The sequence below is a fragment of the Stenotrophomonas sp. PvP093 genome, from assembly GCF_017876915.1.
In the GTDB taxonomy this organism is placed as follows: Bacteria; Pseudomonadota; Gammaproteobacteria; order Xanthomonadales; family Xanthomonadaceae; genus Stenotrophomonas; species Stenotrophomonas muris.
On record NZ_JAGIOX010000001.1, the window covers coordinates 151,134 to 169,367 of the forward strand.

Genomic DNA, 18,234 nt, shown 5'->3' on the forward strand with positions numbered 1-18,234 from the left:
ATCACCGATGCAACCGAAACGCTTGGTTCAGTCCCAAGCGATACTTGGCCATCACCGTGGCAAGCTGGTCGGTCATGAACCTGTTGCAACTGATCCGCAGCTTCTCCCGCACCGCAGAGACCGGCAGCATTGCCGCCGCGGCCCGCATCCTTGGCATCAGCGCCACCGCAGTCGGCCAGAACATCAACCGGCTGGAAGCGCATCTGGGCGTACGGCTGCTGAACCGGAGTACGCGCCAGCTGGCGCTCAGCGAGGCCGGCGCGCTGTACCTGGCGCAGGTCCGCCACATCGAGGCCGACCTGGCGCGCGCGCAGGCGATGGTCACCTCCGGTGATATCGAACCGGCCGGGCCGCTGCGCATCGCCAGCAGCAGCGCGTTCGGCCGCCACGTGCTGGCCCCGTTGCTGCCGTCACTGCAGCAACGCTACCCGCAGCTGCAGCTGGAACTGCGGCTGACCGACCGCGCCGTGCAGCATGGTCCAGAGGCGGTGGATGCCAGCATCCGCATCGGCGCGCAGCTGGAAGACGGCGTGGTCGCACGGCAGCTGGCACGCGTGCCGTTCGTGTTCTGCGCCTCGCCGGCCTACCTGAAGGCCCATGGCACCCCGCAGGAACCATCGGATCTGGGCAGCCATCGCGGGCTGCTGCACCGCTTCCCCACCGATGGCCGGCCGTTGCGCTGGGGCCTGCTGAAGGACGGCCAGCGTGTGGACGCCGCGCTACCGCCGAGCATGGTCTGCGATGACATCGATGCGCTGGCGTCGCTGGCGGCGGCCGGTGCCGGCATCACGCGGTTGGCTGCGTTCGTGGCCGAGCCCTACCTGCGCGATGGACGCCTGCAGGCCGTGTTCGGCGCCGACAGCACGTGGCGTCCGGAGCCGATGGAGGTCTATTTCTGCGTCAGCGATCGCCGCGACTTCACCGCCAAGATCCGCGCGCTGTTCGAGCACCTGCAGGCCGGCATGGCGCCGGCCTGGCGGGTGTGAGCCTCAGCGCGCCTTGAACACGCCGCGCGCATCGCGCGGCTCGCAGCGCAGGTACTGCGGCGCCGGTTCAACGCTGTCGCGCAATGCGGCGGCGGCATGCCACGGCCAGCGCGGGTCGTAGAGGATGCCGCGCGCCAGGGCCACGGCATCGGCGTGGCGATGGCGCAGGATCGATTCGGCCTGCTCCGGTTCGGTGATCATGCCCACGGCGATCACCGGCATGCGCACCTTGGCCTTGATCGCCGCCGCGAACGGCACCTGGTAACCGGGGCCGACGGTGATCTTCTGGCGCTCGTCCAGGCCGCCACTGGAGACATGCAGGAAATTGCAGCCGCGCGCGTCCAGCACCTGGGCCAGCGCTTCGCTCTGCACCAGATCCCAGCCGCCATCGACCCAGTCGCTGGCGGAAATGCGCACACCCACGGCGACCTTGTCGGACACCGCCGCGCGTACCGCGTCGAACACTTCCACCAGCAGGCGCAGGCGGTTCGGCAGCGACCCACCGTAGCCATCGGTGCGGCGGTTGCTCAGCGGCGACAGGAACTGGTGCAGCAGGTAACCGTGCGCGGCATGCAGCTCGATCAGCTCGAAGCCCAGGCGCTCGGCGCGCACCGCACTGGCAGCGAAGGCGGCGATGACCTCGGCGATGCCGGCCTCGTCCAGTTCCTGCGGTGCCGGATCGGCGGCATGGAACGGCAGCGGCGACGGCGCCACGGTGGCCCAGCCACGCGCATCGCCGGCCGGCAACTGGCCACCCCCGTCCCACGGACGGGCGGTGGATGCCTTGCGGCCGGCATGGCCCAGCTGGATGCCCAGCGGCATCGGCGACCAGCGGCGGACGCTGGCCAGCACCTGTGCCAGCGCGGCCTCGGTGCCGTCATCCCACAGGCCCAGGTCGGCCCAGCTGATGCGGCCGCGCGGCTCGACCGCGGTGGCTTCCAGGATCAACAGGCCGGCACCGGACTGCGCCAGGTTGCCCAGGTGCATGGCGTGCCAGTCGCTGGCGCGGCCGTCTTCGGCGGAGTACTGGCACATCGGCGCGATGACGATGCGGTTCGACAGGGTCAGGGGGCCGAACGAGATCGGCGAAAACAGCTGGCTCAAGGGGGTGATGAACGACGTAGGGGGTGCGTATTGCACCGCTGCGCGGCTTCTGGATCAACCGTCTGGATGGATCGCTGTTTCGCAGCCGATCATGCCGCCGAGCGCCGACAGCCCCTTGTAGAGCCGAGCCGACGCTCGGCTCAGCCCGCCACCCAACCGGACAAGGCTTCAGCGCAGTCCCGCTCATCCTTGAACAACAGCAGGTCGTCGGCACGGGTGCGGCCGCGGTTCAGCGCCGCCACCGGCAATCCTGCCTTCGCCGCCGCCTGCACGAAGCGGAAGCCGGAATAGACCATCAGTGACGAGCCCACCACCAGCACCGCATCGGCCTGCTGCAGATGATCGTGCACCGCCGCCACCCGCTCGCGCGGCACGTTCTCGCCGAAGAACACCACGTCCGGCTTCAGCACGCCGCCGCAGTGCGGGCAATCGGGCACCACGAACGTGGAGAAATCGGTCTCCAGGTCGGCGTCGCCATCCGGGGCGATGCCGGCCTCCAGCGCGTCCCAGCCGGGATTGGCGTCCAGCAGCCGCTGCTGGAAATCCTCGCGGTCACTGCGGCGCTCGCAGCCCATGCAGCGCACCAGATCCAGGCGGCCATGCAGGTCGATCACGTTGCGGCTGCCGGCGCGCTGGTGCAGGCCGTCCACGTTCTGGGTCAGCAGCACCTGCAGCTTGCCGCGGCTTTCCAGGGCGGCCAGGGCCTGGTGGCTGCCGTTGGGCCGGGCCAGGCCGAAGCGCGGCCAGCCCAGCAGGCTGCGCGCCCAGTAACGCTGGCGGGTGGTCGCCTCGCCCATGAAGGCCTGGTAGGTCACCGGCGGCGTGCGTTTCCACTGGCCATCGGCGTCCCGGTAATCGGGTATGCCCGAGGCGGTGCTGCAACCCGCGCCGGTCAGCACGAACAGGCGCTCGGCGCGGTCGATGAAGTCGGTCAGTGGCAGGGTCATGGCTGCCAGATGGGGGCGCCGCAGCGCCCCCGCAAGCACCGGTTCAGCCGGTGGTCTCAGGCGGCCGGCAGCGGCGGCACCGCGATCGGGTGGCCTTCCTCGTCCAGCGCGATCATCACGAAGTGGCCGCGGGTGCACAGCTTGCGCTCGCCGCTGTGCAGGTCCTCGGCGACCAGTTCCACCTCGACCTTCATCGAGCTGCGGCCGACTTCGACGATGCGGCCGATGGTTTCCACCATCTGGCCGATGCGGATCGGCAGCTTGAAGTCGACCTGGTCGCTGCGCGCGGTCACCACGGTGCGGCGCGAATAGCGGGCGGCGGCCAGGAACGCGGCCTTGTCCATCCATGCCAATGCCTGGCCACCGAACAGGGTGCCCAGGTGGTTGGTGTGGTTGGGGAAGACGATTTCAGCCATGCGCACTTCGGTGGGCGGCACGGTCTCGGGGATCGGGGTCATGGGGGTGCTTCGGTGTGGGGTGCTGCGGATTCTAAGCGACCAGCGTGATGGCCATCGGCATGCACGTGCAACGGTCACCCGGCAGCGGTGCCTGCGCAGGCCGCGCCTGCGGCAGGCGTTACACTGCGCCACGCCCACTGCCAGGACTGCCCATGCCCGCCACTTCCGACCTGCTGGCCTTCGCGCTGGTTTCGCTGGCCATGGTGCTCACGCCCGGGCCGAACATGATCTACGTCATCTCGCGCTCGATCTGCCAGGGGCCGATGGCTGGCCTGATCTCGCTGGGCGGGGTGGCGCTGGGCTTCGTGTTCTACATGCTGTGTGCGGCACTGGGCATCACCGCCCTGCTGATGACCGTGCCGTTCGCCTACGACGCGCTGCGCATCGGCGGCGCGCTGTACCTGCTGTACCTGGCTTGGCAGGCGCTCAGGCCCGGCGGCCGTTCGCCGTTCGCGGTGCGTGACCTGCCGCAGGACAGCCCGCGCAAGCTGTTCACGATGGGCTTCCTGACCAATCTGCTGAACCCGAAGGTGGCGGTGATGTACCTGTCGCTGCTGCCGCAGTTCCTGCACCCGGACGGCGAAGGCAGCGTGCTGATGCAGTCGATCGTGCTGGGCTCCACCCAGATCCTGGTCAGCGTCAGCGTGAACGGCATGATCGCGCTGACCGCCGGCAGCATCGCCGGCTTCCTGGCCGCGCGCCCCACCTGGCAGATGGTGCAGCGCTGGCTGATGGGCACGGTGCTGGCCGGGCTGGCGATGCGCATGGCGGTGGAAGGGCGGCGCTGATTGTAGAGTCGAGCCATGCTCGACTTTCTTGCGAGCAGCAGTCGAGCATGGCTCGACGCTACGGAAACAAAAAACCCCGGCATTGGCCGGGGTTCTTCGTTGCGACAGGCCTGGCCGGTTCGATCAGAAGTTCATGTCGAAGGCGACTTCGCCCTGAACGCCGACCTGGTAGGCCGAGACGCGGCGTTCGAAGAAGTTGGTCAGCTCCTGCACGTCCTGCAGTTCCATGAACGGCAGCGGGTTGCGCACGTTGTACTTCTTTTCCATGCCCAGCTTGGCGAAATGCTGGTCGGCGCAGTGCTGCAGGTACTGGCGCATGTCGCGGGTCGAGATGCCGGCCACGCCGCCGGACAGCACGTCCTCGGCGAACTGCACTTCGCATTCGATGGCTTCGGCCAGCATGTCGTAGACCTGCTGCTTCATCTCGTCGTCGAACAGGTCCGGCTCTTCCTCACGCACCACGCGCACCGACTCGAACGCAAACTCCATGTGCGCGCTCTCGTCGCGGAACACCCAGTTGGTGCCCGAGGCCAGGCCCGGCAGCAGGCCGCGCGAACGGAAGTAGTACACGTAGGCGAACGCAGCGAAGAAGAACAGGCCTTCGATGCACGCGGCAAAGCAGATCTGGTTGAGCAGGAACTGGCGGCGCTGTTCGCGGGTCTCGATGCGGGTCAGGTCCTGGATCGAGTCGATCCACTTGAAGCAGAAATCGGCCTTCTTCTTGATCGAGTCGATGTTCTCCACCGCCGAGAACGCCTTGGCGCGCTCTTCCGGATCCGGCAGGTAGTTGTCCAGCAGGGTCAGGTAGAACTGCACGTGCAGTGCTTCCTCATACAGCTGGCGCGACAGGTACATGCGCGCTTCGGGCGCATTCAAGTGCTGGTACAGGTTCAGCACCAGGTTGTTGGACACGATCGAATCGCCGGTGGCGAAGAACGCGACCAGGCGGTGGATCAGGTGGCGCTCACCCGGCGACATCTTGCTGTGCAGGTCGGTGATGTCGATCTGGAAGTTGATCTCTTCCACCGTCCAGGTGTTCTTGATCGCATTCCGGTACATGTCATAGAACTGTGGGTAGCGCATCGGGCGCAGGGTCAGTTCAAAACCGGGATCGAGCAGCATCTGCTTGGGCTTGTCGGCCATGGGTGTTTCCTTGAATTCCTGGGTGAGCCGCCGGGCGTGGCCCGGCGCTACCGTGTGTGTTTTTCCGCAGCCGAGCATGGCTCGGCTCTACAGGTGCGAGGTGTTCGAGTGCCGACCAACGGTCGGCACCCACCGCGCGGTGTCTTACTGGCAGGCCTCGCAGGCTTCCGGGTTTTCCAGCGAGCAGGCGATGGCTTCGTCCGGGCTGAACACCTTGGCCGGGGCCGCAGCGCTGACCGTGGTCTTGGCGATCTTGGTGGCCGGGCGCGAACGCAGGTAGTAGGTGGTCTTGATGCCCTGCTTCCAGGCGTACATGTACATGGAGGACATCGCGCCGATGTTCGGGCTTTCCATGAACAGGTTGAGCGAGGCCGACTGGTCGATGAAGGCGCCACGCTCGGCGGCCATGTCGATCAGCGAACGCATCGGCAGTTCCCACGCGGTGCGGTAGACCTCGCGCAGCGTTTCCGGAATCTGCGCCACGCCGGCGATGGAGCCTTCGGCCAGCTTGATGGCATCGCGCATGTCGGCGGTCCACAGGCCCAGCTTCTTCAGCTCGTTGACCAGGTAGCGGTTGACCTGCAGGAAGTCACCGGACAGGGTCTCGCGCTTGAACAGGTTGGACACCTGCGGCTCGACGCACTCGTAGCAGCCGGCGATCGAGGCGATGGTCGCGGTCGGGGCGATCGCGATCATCAGCGAGTTGCGCAGGCCGTGTTCCTTGATGCGGGCGCGCAGGGCATCCCAGCGCGCGGTGTCTTCCGGCACCACGTTCCAGGCGTCGAACTGCAGTTCGCCACCGGCGGCACGGGTGTCGTTGAACGACGGGTGCTTGCCACGTTCCTGGGCCAGCTCGCAGGAGGTTTCCAGCGCGTGGAAGTAGATCGCTTCGGCAATCTTCTTCGACAGGGCGCGGGCTTCGGCGCTGTCGAACGGCAGGCGCTTGCGGAAGAACACGTCCTGCAGGCCCATGCAGCCCAGGCCGACCGGACGCCAGCGCAGGTTGGCGCGGCGGGCGGTTTCGATCGGGTAGAAGTTCAGGTCGATGACGCGGTCGAGCTGGCGCACGGCCAGGCGAACGGTCTCGGCCAGCTTGTCGAAGTCGAACTCGTTGTGCTCGTCGAAGTGGTTGCCCAGGTTGATCGAACCCAGGTTGCACACGGCGGTTTCATCGTTGGAAGTGACTTCCAGGATTTCGGTGCACAGGTTGGACAGGTGGATCACGTTGCCCGGGCGCAGGGTCTGGTTGCTGGCGCGGTTGCACTTGTCCTTGAAGGTCATCCAGCCGTTGCCGGTCTCGGCCAGGGTACGCATCATGCGGGCATACAGCTTGCGCGCGGAGATGGTGCGGTTGGCCTTGCCCTGGGCTTCGGCCTGCAGGTAGGCCTGCTCGAAGGCTTCGCCGAACAGGTCGGTGAACTCCGGCACGACGCGCGGATCGAACAGCGACCATTCCTGGTCGGCTTCGACGCGCTTCATGAACAGGTCCGGCACCCAGTTGGCCAGGTTCAGGTTGTGCGCACGACGGGCTTCGTCACCGGTGTTGTCGCGCAGCTCGAGGAAGTCCTCGATGTCGGCGTGCCAGGTTTCCAGGTACACGCAGGCCGCGCCCTTACGCTTGCCGCCCTGATTCACTGCGGCCACCGACGAATCCATGGTCTTCAGCCACGGCACGATGCCGTTGGAATGGCCGTTGGTCGACTTGATCAGCGAACCACGCGAACGCACGCGGGTGTAGCTGACGCCGATGCCGCCGGAGAACTTCGACAGCTGGGCGATGTCGCCGTACTTGGAATAGATCGATTCCAGCGAGTCCTGCGGCGAGTCCAGCAGGAAGCACGAGGACAGCTGCTCGTGGGTGGTGCCGGAATTGAACAGGGTCGGGCTGGACGGCAGGTAGTCCAGGTTGCCCATGCGCTTGTACAGCGCCAGGGTCTCGGACACGTCCTCGCTCAGCGCGCTGGCGATGCGCAGGAAGAACTGCTGCGGGGTCTCGATCACCTTGCGGGTGTGCGGGTGGCGCAGCAGGTAACGGTCGTACAGGGTACGCAGGCCGAAGTAATCGAAGTTCAGGTCCAGCGAGATGTCGATGGCATCGTTGAGCTTGCGTGCGTTGGTCTGCACGAAGTTCAGCAGGCGGTCGTTGATCAGGCCGACTTCATGGCCACGGCTGACCGACTGCGAGAAGGCGTAGATTTCCTGGCCCGAGACTTCCTTGGCGATGTAGTTGGCCAGCAGGCGCGCGGCGAGACGGCCGTACTCGGGCTCTTCACCGATCAGCAGGGCGGCGGTGCGGATGGACAGTTCGTCCAGCTCGCGGGTGGTGGCACCGTTGTACAGGCCGGAAATGGTGCGGGTGGCCACGCGCATCGGGTCGACGGCGTGCAGGCCTTCGGAGGAACGCTGCACCGCACGCACGATCTTGTTCAGGTCCACCAGTTCGGTGGTCCCATTGCGCTTGGTCACACTCATCGCGTTGGCCGTCGGCGGCGACGTCAACAGGAATTCGCTTTCCTTCTCGATGGTGGCGCTGGATTCGGTGCTCACGGCGTGTGTCCTCTTGGCGTGATTTGGGGGTGCTCGATGCATCGGGTGACGCGGCCCGGGACATGACAGCCCAGGATGGCAGGACGGCGTCGCAGGGGATGAGACCCTGCGCCTGCCACTGCCGTTGACGATCGCGGATGGGTACCCCGGGGCAACCCCTGGAATGGGGGTTGCTGCGACCGACGGCCACAAGATAGTGGGGGTAATGGGGTCCGTCAACGCCAAATGTAGTGAAATTCGGCAATCCCTTGCGCCGCAAGGATCGTGCCATCGGCGCCCTGATCAGACGCTTCAGACCTGCCGGAACGGGCTGCGCAGTCAAGTCCGAAAGGCGTCATTGCGGTGGCACAACGCACCGCGAAAACGGAACAATGACAGCTTCACATGACAGTGATGAAACTGGCTAGGGACAACCCTGTGGATAGGTGGTGGGCAGCCGGTGGGAAAGCCGGTATGGCCGGACGGATCGCCATCGCGCAGTGACTTTCGGCGGGTGACGGCGCCTGCCGAACGCGGGATGCTGGGGTCCTGCAATGACCGGAAAGGATTCCACCATGCGCCTGTCAGCACCCGCCTTGGCCCTGCTGGCTGCTGTGGTCACCGTACCTGCAATTGCCGCTGACACCCCGAAGCTGCGCGCGGACCAGTGCGGTATACACACCGACTATGACGTGCTGGTGGACAGCGGTGGCATCTGGCTGCGGCATGGCCCGCAGGCACCGCACGAGGTGGTGTTCCACGATGGCGTGCTGAGCCTGGACGACACGGTCGTGCCGGTCAGCGAGGCCGACGCGGCCCGCCTTCGGCAGATGGAGGCCGGGGCACGGCAGCTGATGCCGGCCGCCACGGCGCTGGCCCATGAAGTGAGCGGACTGAGCTTCGACGTGCTCGACGGGGTCTATGAAAGCCTCACCGGTACCGCCAACAGCCGCAAGGTCCGGCGCCTGCGCCGGCAGGCCGATGACTGGATCGGCGGCACGCTGGGCAAGGGCTACTGGGAACAGGCTGTGTTCGGGCCAGGCTTCGAGGCCAAGGTGCAGGACATGGCCGAGTCGCTGTCCGCCTCCATCGCCCGCAGCATGCTGTGGCAGATCTTCACCGGACGCAGCGATGCGATGGAGGCACGCGCCGACCGTCTGGACGCGCAGATGGAACAGCAGCTGGAAGGCCGCGCCGAACGCATCGAGGCCCAAGCACAGTCGCTGTGCCCGCTGGTGCAGTCGCTGGCCGACACCCATGACGCGCTGGAAGTGCGCTACCAAGGCCAACCGCTGCGGCTGCTGGAGCGCAGCGAGAGCGTTCGGGTGGAGCACGGCGATGGCTCGGGCCTGCAGGTGTCGGCCGGGCCGGATGAGCGGCCGCGTGGGAATGCGGTGGCGCCTTCCCGATAGCTGCGCGGCGCTGCTGTAGAGCCGAGCCCATGCTCGGCTCCCTTTCGGCACATCATCCAGAAGCAGCCGAGCGTGGGCTCGGCTCTACAGTAAACCGCCCTCACGCCCGGTGCGGGGTACCCAGGTACTCGGCGCTCTGCATCTCGATCAGGCGCGAGGCGGTGCGTTCGAACGCGCCCTGCAGGCGCTGGCCGGTGTACAGCTCGATCGGCGAGGTGCTGGCGGTGCAGACCAGGTTGACGTGGCGGTCGTACAGCTCGTCGATCAGGTTGACGAAGCGGCGCGCGGCATCCTCATTCAAGCGGTCGAAGGCGGGAATGCCGCCCAGCAGCACCGTGTTGAACTCGTGCGCGATCTCGATGTAATCCGAGGGCCCGCGCGGGCCTTCGCACAGCGCGGCGAAATCGAACCAGGCAATGCTCTTGCCACGGCCGCGTACCGGAATCTTGCGGCCCTCGATCTCGATGTTGCCGGGCTTGGCCGGCTGGCCGCCGCTCAGCTCGTTCCAGCGCGTGGCCAGCCAGTCGTCGCTGTCGGCCGCCAGCGGTGCGCGGTATACCGGCGAGCGGGTCAGCGCGCGCATCCGGTAATCCTCGGTACCTTCGGCGTACAGCTCCACGCAGAAGCGCTGCAGCAGGCCGATGGCCGGCAGGAAGCTCTCGCGCTGCAGGCCGTTGAGGTACAGGTTCTCCACTGCGGTGTTGGAGGTGGTGACCAGGGTCACGCCCTCGGCGAACAGGCGCTCGAGCAGCCGCGCCAGCAGCATCGCATCGCCGATGTCGGTGACGAAGAACTCGTCCAGCACCAGCACGCGCAGGTTGCTGCGCCATTCCTGGGCGATCTTCGCCAGCGGGTCGCTCTGGCCCTGGTGCTCGCGCAGGCGCTCATGGACGCTGCGCATGAAGCGGTGGAAATGGGTGCGGTACTTCTGCTTGATCGGCAGCCCGTCGTAGAACAGGTCGACCAGGAAGGTCTTGCCACGGCCGACGCCGCCCCAGAAGTACAGGCCCTTGATCGGCTCGGGCTTCTTCCAGAACGAAGACAGGCGGTCCAGCCAGCCATCCTCGGCACTGTCCAGCAGGCCCAGGTGGATGCGGTCCAGCTCGGCCAGCGCCGCATGCTGGGCCGGATCGTTCTGCCAGTCGCCACGGGCAACCCCTTCCGCATACCGCTGCGACGGGGTCAGCTCGGGTGCACTCATGCCGCCGCGCCCAGCCAGTGCTTGACGCCGTGGGTCAGCGCGCCGCGCAGGTCGATCAGCTTGCGGTGGAAGAAGTGGCTGGTCTCGGGCATGCGTACCAGCTCATGCGGGGCGTCCAGCGTGTCCAGCCACTGGTAGACGGCCTGCGGGTCGACGATCTCGTCCTGCTCGCCCTGGATCACCAGCCAGCGCGCCGGCGGCGCGATGCCGTCGAAATCCCAGCGACCGGCTGGCGGCGCGATCGAGATCAGCGCTTCCGGCTGCAGCGTGGCGGCGGCCTTCAGCGACACGAACGCGCCGAAGCTGAAACCGGCCAGCCACAGGCGGTCATCCGGGCGCTGGCTGCGCACCCAGGCCGCGACGGCCTTCAGGTCATCCTGCTCGCCCACGCCGCCATCGAAGGTGCCAGCCGAACCACCCACGCTGCGGAAGTTGAAGCGCACCGTGGCGATGCCCAGCTCGCGCAGGGTGGAGGCGGTCATGGTGACCACCTTGTTGTGCAGGGTGCCACCTTCGGTGGACAGCGGATGGCAGACGATGGCCACGATCGGCTGCACCGGCACATCGGCCTTGGGCAGGTCGACGACCACTTCCAGCGGGCCGGCCGGGCCGTCCAGTTCGAGGCAGGCGGTTTCGCCGGGGGCGACGGGGAACAAGGGCTTGTGCATGGCACCATGATACCGTCCCCCGCCCCTGCCCTGTGCCCGCCCCATGCTCTATCTGTCACTGGCCGTGATCTGCAGTGTGCTGGTTTCGGTGTTGTTGAAGGTGGCCGCACGCCGCCAGCTGGATGTTGCGCAGATGGTCACCTGGAACTATCTGGTGGCGGCAACGCTCACCGCCGTGGTGCTGCAGCCACCGCTGGATGCGCTGCGCGCGCCGCATGCGCCGTGGCTGTCACTGCTGGCGCTGGCGGTGGTGCTGCCCTCGATCTTCCTGGTACTGGGCCGCGCGGTGGCGGTGGCCGGCATCGTCCGCAGCGACGTGGCGCAGCGGCTGTCGTTGCTGCTTTCCCTGGCCGCCGCCTTCCTGTGCTTCGGCCAGACCGCAACGCCCTGGAAACTGGCCGGCCTGGGCCTGGGCCTGCTGGCGATGGTGGCCATCAGCCTGCGCCCGCGCGGCCCGGCGGTGGCGTCCTCACCCGGCGGCTGGGGTTGGCTGCTGGGCGTATGGGCCGGATTCGCAGTGGTGGACGTGCTGCTCAAGCAGGTGGCGCTGTCCGGCACGCCGTCGATGGCGGCGGTGCTGGCCAGTTTCAGCGTCGCCTTCGTGCTGATGCTGGCAATGCAGCTGTGGCGGCATGTCAGTGGCCGCAGCCGACTGACCTGGCGCAACCTCGGCGCGGGTGCACTGCTGGGCCTGCTCAATGGCGGCAACATCCTGTTCTATGTGCATGCGCACCAGGCGATGCCAGAGAGCCCGGCCACCGTGTTCGCCGGCATGAACATCGGCGTGGTGGTGCTGGGCGCGCTGGTAGGCATGTTCGTCTTCGGCGAGGCCACCACGAAGTGGAACCGCGCCGGCCTGGCACTGGCGGTGCTGGCGATCGGGATGATCGCCTGGGGGTGAGCGATACCCGGGGTCGGATCCCATTCCCACGGAATGGGCTCTGACCCCTACGCCTCAGACCCCGCGATGCCTTGGGTCAGAGCCCATTCCGTGGGAATGGGATCCGACCCCGGCCTGTCGCGTTACTTGTCGAAGCCCAGCAGCAGCGGGTCGTGGTCGGAGCTGCGCCACGGGCCCTGCACGTTGCGGCCCTGGTAGCCGCTGGCGTCCTGCTCGTCGGCGTTGCTGTGCCATTCGGCGGCACCGCGCAGGCGCCTGGCCATGCCCGGGTTCAGCAGGGCGTGGTCGAGGCGGCCGGTGTAGCCGTTGTAGACGTAGCTGTAGGGATGCTCGACCTTGGCAACCTTGAACGCGTCCTGCCAGCCCAGATCATGCAGGGCGCGGATCGGGTCTTCCATCGCGTAGGCATTGAAGTCACCCAGCAGCACCGCGTCCCTGGCGCCGGTACCGGTCGGATCGGTCTGCAGCCAGGCGTGCAGCTGCTGCGCCGACGTCACACGGGTGGCGTTCCAGCAGCCCTGATTGTCGTTGCGATCGGCGTCGGCACCGGCCGCGTCACGGCAACCCTTCGATTTGAAATGGTTGGCAACCACCACGAACGGCGCCCCCTGCTTGCCCTGGAAGGCCTGCGCCAACGGTACGCGGCTGTGCTCGACGAACGGGCCGCCGGTCAGCGTGGCCGGCTTGCCGACCGGCTGCAGGCGCGTGCTTCGGTAGATGATCCCGACCCGGATCGGGTTGTCGCCGGGGCCGTTGCCGGCGTCGACGAAGCGCCAGTCGCCCTGCGCGCCGCGGTCGCGGTTGAGCGCATCGACCAGTTCGGCGATGGCCGAGTGCGGGCCGTAGCCGTCGTTCTCCAGTTCCATCAGCGCAGCGACATCGGCGCCCAACGCGTTGACCGTGGTGACCAGCTTGGCGAGCTGCGCCTTGTGCTCGTCCAACGTGCGCGCGCCGCGCAGCGTCGGGAAGCCACCGCCCTGGCCGTCACCATTGAAGAAATTCTCCAGGTTGAAGGCGGCCACGTGCAGGCTGCCCGGCACCGTGGGTACTGCCGGGCGCTTCAGTTCCGGCAGCTTCAGCGCGCCTTCGACCTGCAGGCGCGGATGGCCCTGCGCGTCCACGCGCACGATGCCCTCCACGTTGCGCAGCTGCATGCCGGTGCGCAGCACCGGGTTGCCCGGCAGGTAGGGCACGCTGGCGGGGTCGCGGGCATCGCTGCCATCCTCCAGCACCAGGCGGCGGCGCTGGTTGTCGGCCATCACCTGCTCATAGCCGGCAGTGCCCGGCGCGGCCACTTCGGTCGGCTGCCAGAGGCCGCCATCGAACGCCACCGTGAGCTGGCCGAAGTGCTGCAGGCCATCGGTACCGGCCAGGGTAAGCGGCGCGGCGATGCGCACGCGCTGCCCATCCAGCGCGCGCCAGTCGGCCGGCGCAGCGGTCAGCACCACAGTGGCGCTGCCGCGCGCGACGGAGGGCGGCGCGACCGGCGTGGCCTGCGGCTGGGCCTGGGCAAAGGCGCCGGCCGGCAGCAGCAGGGACAGGGCAAGGGCGAGGGAACGGCGGCGCATCAACGGGCGACTCCATGGAAGAGGCGCACAGACTAACCCTGAAATGCGAAACCCCGCCTGCGCAGCGGGGGCATATGAGCGATCAGGCCTCGGTGGGCAAAGCCGGGGGATCGTAGAGCCGAGCCCATGCTCGGCTGCACCTGGCCACACCGCGCGGAGAGCAGCCGAGCGCGGGCTCGGCTCTACAGGAAGCGGCGCGTTGCGGCGGTTACTTCAGGTTGCCCAGCATCCAGTCCACGGTGGCGTGGATCTGTTCTTCGGTCAGCGCCGGGTTGCCGCCCTTGGGCGGCATGATGCCGCCGTCGGGGCCGGTATAGCCCTCGATGGCGTGCTTGTAGAGGGTGTCCTTGCCCTGCGCGATGCGCTTGTCCCAATGCGAATGGTCCAGCGTCGGTGCCATGCCCACACCGTTGGTGTGGCAGGCGGTGCACAGGTTGTCGAAGATCACCTTGCCATCCTTGGTGCCGCCGTAGGCCACCTGCGACGCCGCCTTGGCCAGCGCGGCGGCCTTGGCCGCGGCCTGCGCGGCGGCGCCGGTGCTGCCGGCATAGACCGCGCCGGTGGGCGAAATGCGCTGTTCGGTGCGCTTGGCCGCGGTCGGCGACACCTCGGGCGGAATCCGGGTGTGGATGTAGGCGGCAAGGAGGATGAGGCCGAGGGTGATGGTCGCCAGCAGCGCGATCACCATGGAGAAGCGTTTCAGGAACTCCAGATCGTAATTCCGCACTCTTCGTTACCCCTGGCTGATAGTCGTTGGACCACGGCTGAGCGACTGCGTGATGGACCGAGTATAGAACGCGCCTTGCGTGCGACAACAGGCGTCACTGCTGGTGCGGCGCAACATGCCGGGGGCTGGGGTCGGGGATGGGGTCAGATCCCTTTTGCGCCGCAAAAGGGATCTGACCCCAGCAACAGAAGCCGGCCAGCGGCCGGCGCTACCGGATTACCGGGGCACCGATCGCGCGCAGGCAGAAGCTGCAGATCGCATCCACCAGCGCGTCTTCGTCGCGGTGCGCTTCGCGGCTGGGCGCGGTCGGACCGACCATCGCTTCGGTGAAGGCGCCGACCAGGCACGCGGCGGCCACATGCGCGTCCTGCGCCGGCAGCTCACCGGCGGCCACGCCTTCCTCCACCAGCCGCAGGAACACGTCGCCGAACGCGCGACGTCCGCGCATGCGCTCGGCCTCCACGTCCGGATCGACCGGTTCGACGATGAAGGCGTGCGCCAGCCCCGGCCCGGCCAGGGCGCGGCGGACGAAGGCGGTGATTGCCAGCCGCAGGCGCTCGCTGGCCACCTCCGGACCGCTGGCGATGCGCTCCATGATCGCGACCTCGTGGGCCACCGCGGCGTTGAGCACCTCCACGAACAGCTCGGCCTTGGACGGGAAGTGGCGATAGATCAGGCCGGTGGACACCCCCGCCTGGGTCGCCACGGCGGTCACCGGGGCGTTGCGCCAGCCGCCGGTGGCGACCAGCTCGCGGGTGGCCAGCAGGATCCGTTCACGGGCGCCCGCCAGGCGTTCTTCCATCAATGCAGAGCGTTTATAGGCCATGTTCTGATTCTAGTTTCAATTTTTGAATTCGTATTCACTTCTTATCCGAACCCCGCTACGCTGGGGCCATCGCCCGTGCGGGTGGCGGTCCTGCCGACCGCCGCCCGCTCCCCCGCCGGGTGCGTCCATTCCCTGCCATCCCGCCGTGGAGCCACCACAATGCACGTGCCATCCCTGAACTTCGATCTTGGCGAAGACATCGACCTGCTGCGCCAGAGCGTGGCCCATTTTGCCGCCGCCGAGGTCGCACCGCTGGCCGCCGAGGCTGATGCCAGCAACCAGTTCCCCCTGGCCCTGTGGCCGAAGCTGGGCGAACAGGGCCTGCTCGGTCTCACCGTGGAAGAAGAATACGGTGGTACCGGCATGGGCTACCTGGCCCACGTGGTGGCGATGGAAGAAATCTCGCGCGCCTCCGGCGGCATCGGCCTGTCCTATGGCGCGCACTCCAACCTGTGCGTGAACCAGCTGCGCAAGAACGGCAACGAAGAACAGAAGCGGCGCTTCCTGCCCGGCCTGTGCAATGGCAGCCTGGTCGGCGCACTGGCGATGAGCGAACCGGGTGCCGGTTCGGACGTGGTGTCGATGAAGCTGCGCGCCGACAAGCGCGGCGACCGCTACGTGCTCAACGGCAACAAGATGTGGATCACCAACGGCCCGGATGCCGACGTGCTGGTGGTCTACGCCAAGACCGACATGGAGGCCGGTGCCAAGGGCATCACCGCGTTCCTGGTCGAGAAGGGCATGAAGGGCTTCTCCACCGCGCAGAAGCTGGACAAGCTCGGCATGCGCTCCTCGCCCACCTGCGAGCTGGTGTTCCAGGACTGCGAGATTCCCGAAGAGAACGTGCTGGGCCAGGTCGGCGGTGGCGTGCGCGTACTGATGTCCGGCCTGGACTACGAGCGCGTGGTGCTGTCCGGTGGCCCGCTGGGCCTGATGGCCGCGGCCATGGACGTGGTCATGCCCTATGTGCACGAGCGCCACCAGTTCGGCGAACCGATCGGCAGCTTCCAGCTGATCCAGGCCAAGATCGCCGACATGTACGTGGGCCTGGGTGCCTGCCGCGCGTATGTCTATGCCGTGGCGCGCGCCTGCGACCAGGGCCGCACCACCCGCCAGGACGCCGCCGGTGCGATCCTGTACGCCGCCGAGAAGGCCACCTGGCTGACCGGCCAGGCGATCCAGATCCTCGGCGGCAACGGCTACATCAACGAATATCCGACCGGCCGCTTGTGGCGCGACGCCAAGCTGTATGAAATCGGCGCCGGCACCTCGGAGATCCGCCGCATGCTGATCGGCCGCGAACTATTCCAGCGCACCCTGTAAGGCCACCGCGATGACCGTCCTGAACAGCCAGCTGCAACCGGGCAGCGAAACGTTTGAAAGCAACCGCGCGGCCATGCAGGCCGTAGTCGACGACCTGCATGCCACCCTCGCGCGCACCGCGCTGGGTGGCAGTGAGGCGGCACGCGCCAAGCACACCGCGCGCGGCAAGCTGCTGGTGCGCGACCGCATCGACGCCCTGCTCGACCCCGGCAGCGCCTTCCTGGAAATCGCGCCGTTGGCCGCGCACGGCATGTATGAAGACGCCGTGCCCGCCGCGGGCGTGGTGGCCGGCATCGGCCGGGTGAGCGGCGTGGAATGCGTGATCGTGGCCAACGACGCCACGGTCAAGGGCGGCACCTACTACCCGATGACGGTGAAGAAGCACCTGCGCGCGCAGGAGATCGCCGAGCAGAACCACCTGCCGTGCATCTACCTGGTCGATTCCGGTGGCGCGTTCCTGCCGCTGCAGGACGAAGTCTTCCCCGACCGCGACCATTTCGGCCGCATCTTCTACAACCAGGCCAACCTGTCGGCGCAGGGCATTCCGCAGATCGCCTGCGTGATGGGCAGCTGCACTGCCGGTGGCGCCTATGTGCCGGCGATGAGCGACGAGACCGTGATCGTGCGCGAGCAGGGCACGATCTTCCTCGGTGGCCCGCCGCTGGTGAAGGCGGCCACCGGTGAAGTGGTCACGGCCGAGGAACTGGGTGGCGCCGACGTGCACACCCGCATCTCCGGCGTGGCCGACCACATGGCCGACAACGATCTGCAGGCACTGGCACGGGTGCGCGCGATCATCGCCCAGCTCAACTGGCGCAAGCCGGAACCGGCGATGGCGGTGCGGCCCCCTGAAGCGCCATTGCTGCCGGCCCATGAGCTGTATGGCGTGATCCCGGCCGATACGCGCAAACCCTACGACGTTCGCGAAGTGATCGCGCGGCTGGTGGATGGCTCGCGCTTCGACGAGTTCAAGCCGCGCTACGGCGCAACGCTGGTGACCGGTTTCGCCCATCTGAACGGCTACCCGATCGGCATCATCGCCAACAACGGGATCCTGTTCTCCGAGTCGGCCCTGAAGGGCGCGCACTTCATCGAGCTGTGCACCCAGCGCAACATCCCGCTGGTGTTCCTGCAGAACATCACCGGCTTCATGGTCGGCCGCAAGTACGAACAGGGCGGCATCGCCAAGGACGGCGCCAAGCTGGTGATGGCGGTGGCCTGTGCCAGGGTGCCCAAGTTCACCGTGGTGATCGGCGGCTCGTTCGGTGCCGGCAACTACGGCATGTGCGGCCGTGCGTACTCGCCGAACTTCCTGTGGATGTGGCCGAACGCGCGCATCGGCGTGATGGGCGGCGAGCAGGCCGCCAGTGTGCTGGCCACGGTCAAGCGCGATGGCATTGAAGCCAAGGGCGGCCAGTGGCCGGCGGCGGAAGAGGATGCCTTCAAGGCACCGATCCGCGACCAGTTCGAACAGCAGGGCCACCCGTACTACGCCAGCGCGCGCCTGTGGGACGACGGCGTGATCGATCCGGCCGACACCCGCCAGGTGCTGGCGCTGGCGCTGTCGGCCAGCCTCAACGCCGCCCCGCAGCAGACGCGCTTCGGCGTGTTCCGCATGTGACCCGTGCCATGACCGAGCACGCTCCTATGAAGCAC

General features: G+C 67.5%; 16 protein-coding genes. 6 read left to right on the forward strand and 10 right to left on the reverse strand.

From position 1 onward, the window contains the following. Window positions 1–74 precede the first annotated feature (74 nt). Entirely contained in the window at window positions 75–986 is a 912-nt protein-coding gene (locus tag J3A72_RS00715) for a LysR family transcriptional regulator (protein WP_075076413.1), read from the forward strand. 3 nt (window positions 987–989) lie between these two features. Here J3A72_RS00715 and J3A72_RS00720 read toward each other — a convergent pair whose 3' ends face one another. From J3A72_RS00720 to J3A72_RS00730, 3 genes are all read right to left on the reverse strand, one after another. Beyond that, window positions 990–2,090 (reverse strand): NADH:flavin oxidoreductase/NADH oxidase, encoded by a 1,101-nt coding sequence (locus J3A72_RS00720; RefSeq protein WP_032962118.1) that lies wholly within the window; start codon window positions 2,088–2,090, stop codon window positions 990–992. Window positions 2,091–2,230: 140 nt separating this feature from the next. Beyond that, window positions 2,231–3,037: an NAD-dependent protein deacetylase gene (locus J3A72_RS00725; protein ID WP_075076405.1), complete on the reverse strand. Its 807-nt coding sequence runs from the start codon at window positions 3,035–3,037 to the stop codon at window positions 2,231–2,233. Between the two features lie 56 nt (window positions 3,038–3,093). Beyond that, complete coding sequence (locus J3A72_RS00730) at window positions 3,094–3,495, reverse strand: acyl-CoA thioesterase (RefSeq protein ID WP_004153688.1); 402 nt, start codon at window positions 3,493–3,495, stop codon at window positions 3,094–3,096. 152 nt (window positions 3,496–3,647) lie between these two features. Between J3A72_RS00730 and J3A72_RS00735 the strand changes: the two genes are divergently transcribed. Next, complete coding sequence (locus tag J3A72_RS00735; RefSeq protein WP_075076406.1) at window positions 3,648–4,283, forward strand: LysE family translocator; 636 nt, start codon at window positions 3,648–3,650, stop codon at window positions 4,281–4,283. A gap of 123 nt (window positions 4,284–4,406) precedes the next feature. Here J3A72_RS00735 and J3A72_RS00740 read toward each other — a convergent pair whose 3' ends face one another. Together J3A72_RS00740 and J3A72_RS00745 are read right to left on the reverse strand one after the other, a co-directional pair. Continuing rightward, window positions 4,407–5,426 (reverse strand): ribonucleotide-diphosphate reductase subunit beta, encoded by a 1,020-nt coding sequence (locus tag J3A72_RS00740; RefSeq protein WP_005420683.1) that lies wholly within the window; start codon window positions 5,424–5,426, stop codon window positions 4,407–4,409. A 144-nt stretch (window positions 5,427–5,570) separates the two neighbouring features. After that, the gene (locus J3A72_RS00745; RefSeq protein WP_075076407.1) at window positions 5,571–7,973 is read right to left on the reverse strand and encodes a ribonucleoside-diphosphate reductase subunit alpha; all 2,403 of its coding nucleotides are present in this window, start codon (window positions 7,971–7,973) and stop codon (window positions 5,571–5,573) included. 554 nt (window positions 7,974–8,527) lie between these two features. On the opposite strand from J3A72_RS00745, the gene J3A72_RS00750 reads away from it, so the two are divergent. Beyond that, on the forward strand, window positions 8,528–9,364 hold the full coding sequence (locus J3A72_RS00750) for a DUF2884 family protein (protein ID WP_032956617.1): 837 nt from the start codon (window positions 8,528–8,530) through the stop codon (window positions 9,362–9,364). 100 nt (window positions 9,365–9,464) lie between these two features. Here J3A72_RS00750 and zapE read toward each other — a convergent pair whose 3' ends face one another. Both zapE and J3A72_RS00760 read right to left on the reverse strand, forming a co-directional pair. Further along, a complete protein-coding gene (gene zapE / locus J3A72_RS00755) occupies window positions 9,465–10,565 on the reverse strand; it encodes a cell division protein ZapE (protein ID WP_049441797.1) in 1,101 nt (366 codons plus the stop codon). Then, on the reverse strand, window positions 10,562–11,233 hold the full coding sequence (locus J3A72_RS00760; protein WP_014645576.1) for a CocE/NonD family hydrolase: 672 nt from the start codon (window positions 11,231–11,233) through the stop codon (window positions 10,562–10,564). Before J3A72_RS00760 ends, zapE begins: the two co-directional genes overlap by 4 nt. A gap of 43 nt (window positions 11,234–11,276) precedes the next feature. Between J3A72_RS00760 and J3A72_RS00765 the strand changes: the two genes are divergently transcribed. After that, window positions 11,277–12,134 (forward strand): hypothetical protein, encoded by an 858-nt coding sequence (locus tag J3A72_RS00765; RefSeq protein ID WP_075076408.1) that lies wholly within the window; start codon window positions 11,277–11,279, stop codon window positions 12,132–12,134. 122 nt (window positions 12,135–12,256) lie between these two features. On the opposite strand, the gene J3A72_RS00770 is transcribed toward J3A72_RS00765, so the two are convergent. The 3 genes from J3A72_RS00770 to J3A72_RS00780 form a co-directional block, all read right to left on the reverse strand. Further along, window positions 12,257–13,702 (reverse strand): ExeM/NucH family extracellular endonuclease, encoded by a 1,446-nt coding sequence (locus tag J3A72_RS00770; protein ID WP_075076690.1) that lies wholly within the window; start codon window positions 13,700–13,702, stop codon window positions 12,257–12,259. Window positions 13,703–13,910: 208 nt separating this feature from the next. Continuing rightward, the gene (locus J3A72_RS00775) at window positions 13,911–14,429 is read right to left on the reverse strand and encodes a c-type cytochrome (protein WP_014035592.1); all 519 of its coding nucleotides are present in this window, start codon (window positions 14,427–14,429) and stop codon (window positions 13,911–13,913) included. Between the two features lie 208 nt (window positions 14,430–14,637). Further along, window positions 14,638–15,255, reverse strand: coding sequence for a TetR/AcrR family transcriptional regulator (locus J3A72_RS00780; RefSeq protein WP_014645572.1), 618 nt, complete (start codon window positions 15,253–15,255; stop codon window positions 14,638–14,640). A 159-nt stretch (window positions 15,256–15,414) separates the two neighbouring features. Between J3A72_RS00780 and J3A72_RS00785 the strand changes: the two genes are divergently transcribed. Both J3A72_RS00785 and J3A72_RS00790 read left to right on the forward strand, forming a co-directional pair. Continuing rightward, entirely contained in the window at window positions 15,415–16,578 is a 1,164-nt protein-coding gene (locus J3A72_RS00785; RefSeq protein WP_032956208.1) for an isovaleryl-CoA dehydrogenase, read from the forward strand. Between the two features lie 10 nt (window positions 16,579–16,588). Then, window positions 16,589–18,199 (forward strand): carboxyl transferase domain-containing protein, encoded by a 1,611-nt coding sequence (locus tag J3A72_RS00790; protein ID WP_014645570.1) that lies wholly within the window; start codon window positions 16,589–16,591, stop codon window positions 18,197–18,199. The last annotated feature ends 35 nt before the right edge of the window (window positions 18,200–18,234 follow it).

Bases quoted from the DNA above. Each gene is read 5' to 3' on its own strand.
- J3A72_RS00735 (WP_075076406.1), top strand. From the start codon at position 3,648: ATGCCCGCCACTTCCGACCTGCTGGCCTTCGCGCTGGTTTCGCTGGCC.
- zapE (WP_049441797.1), bottom strand. From the start codon at position 10,565: ATGAGTGCACCCGAGCTGACCCCGTCGCAGCGGTATGCGGAAGGGGTT.
- J3A72_RS00740 (WP_005420683.1), bottom strand. From the start codon at position 5,426: ATGGCCGACAAGCCCAAGCAGATGCTGCTCGATCCCGGTTTTGAACTG.
- J3A72_RS00730 (WP_004153688.1), bottom strand. From the start codon at position 3,495: ATGACCCCGATCCCCGAGACCGTGCCGCCCACCGAAGTGCGCATGGCT.
- J3A72_RS00715 (WP_075076413.1), top strand. From the start codon at position 75: ATGAACCTGTTGCAACTGATCCGCAGCTTCTCCCGCACCGCAGAGACC.
- J3A72_RS00725 (WP_075076405.1), bottom strand. From the start codon at position 3,037: ATGACCCTGCCACTGACCGACTTCATCGACCGCGCCGAGCGCCTGTTC.
- J3A72_RS00770 (WP_075076690.1), bottom strand. From the start codon at position 13,702: ATGCGCCGCCGTTCCCTCGCCCTTGCCCTGTCCCTGCTGCTGCCGGCC.
- J3A72_RS00765 (WP_075076408.1), top strand. From the start codon at position 11,277: ATGCTCTATCTGTCACTGGCCGTGATCTGCAGTGTGCTGGTTTCGGTG.
- J3A72_RS00780 (WP_014645572.1), bottom strand. From the start codon at position 15,255: ATGGCCTATAAACGCTCTGCATTGATGGAAGAACGCCTGGCGGGCGCC.
- J3A72_RS00790 (WP_014645570.1), top strand. From the start codon at position 16,589: ATGACCGTCCTGAACAGCCAGCTGCAACCGGGCAGCGAAACGTTTGAA.
- J3A72_RS00785 (WP_032956208.1), top strand. From the start codon at position 15,415: ATGCACGTGCCATCCCTGAACTTCGATCTTGGCGAAGACATCGACCTG.
- J3A72_RS00750 (WP_032956617.1), top strand. From the start codon at position 8,528: ATGCGCCTGTCAGCACCCGCCTTGGCCCTGCTGGCTGCTGTGGTCACC.
- J3A72_RS00760 (WP_014645576.1), bottom strand. From the start codon at position 11,233: ATGCACAAGCCCTTGTTCCCCGTCGCCCCCGGCGAAACCGCCTGCCTC.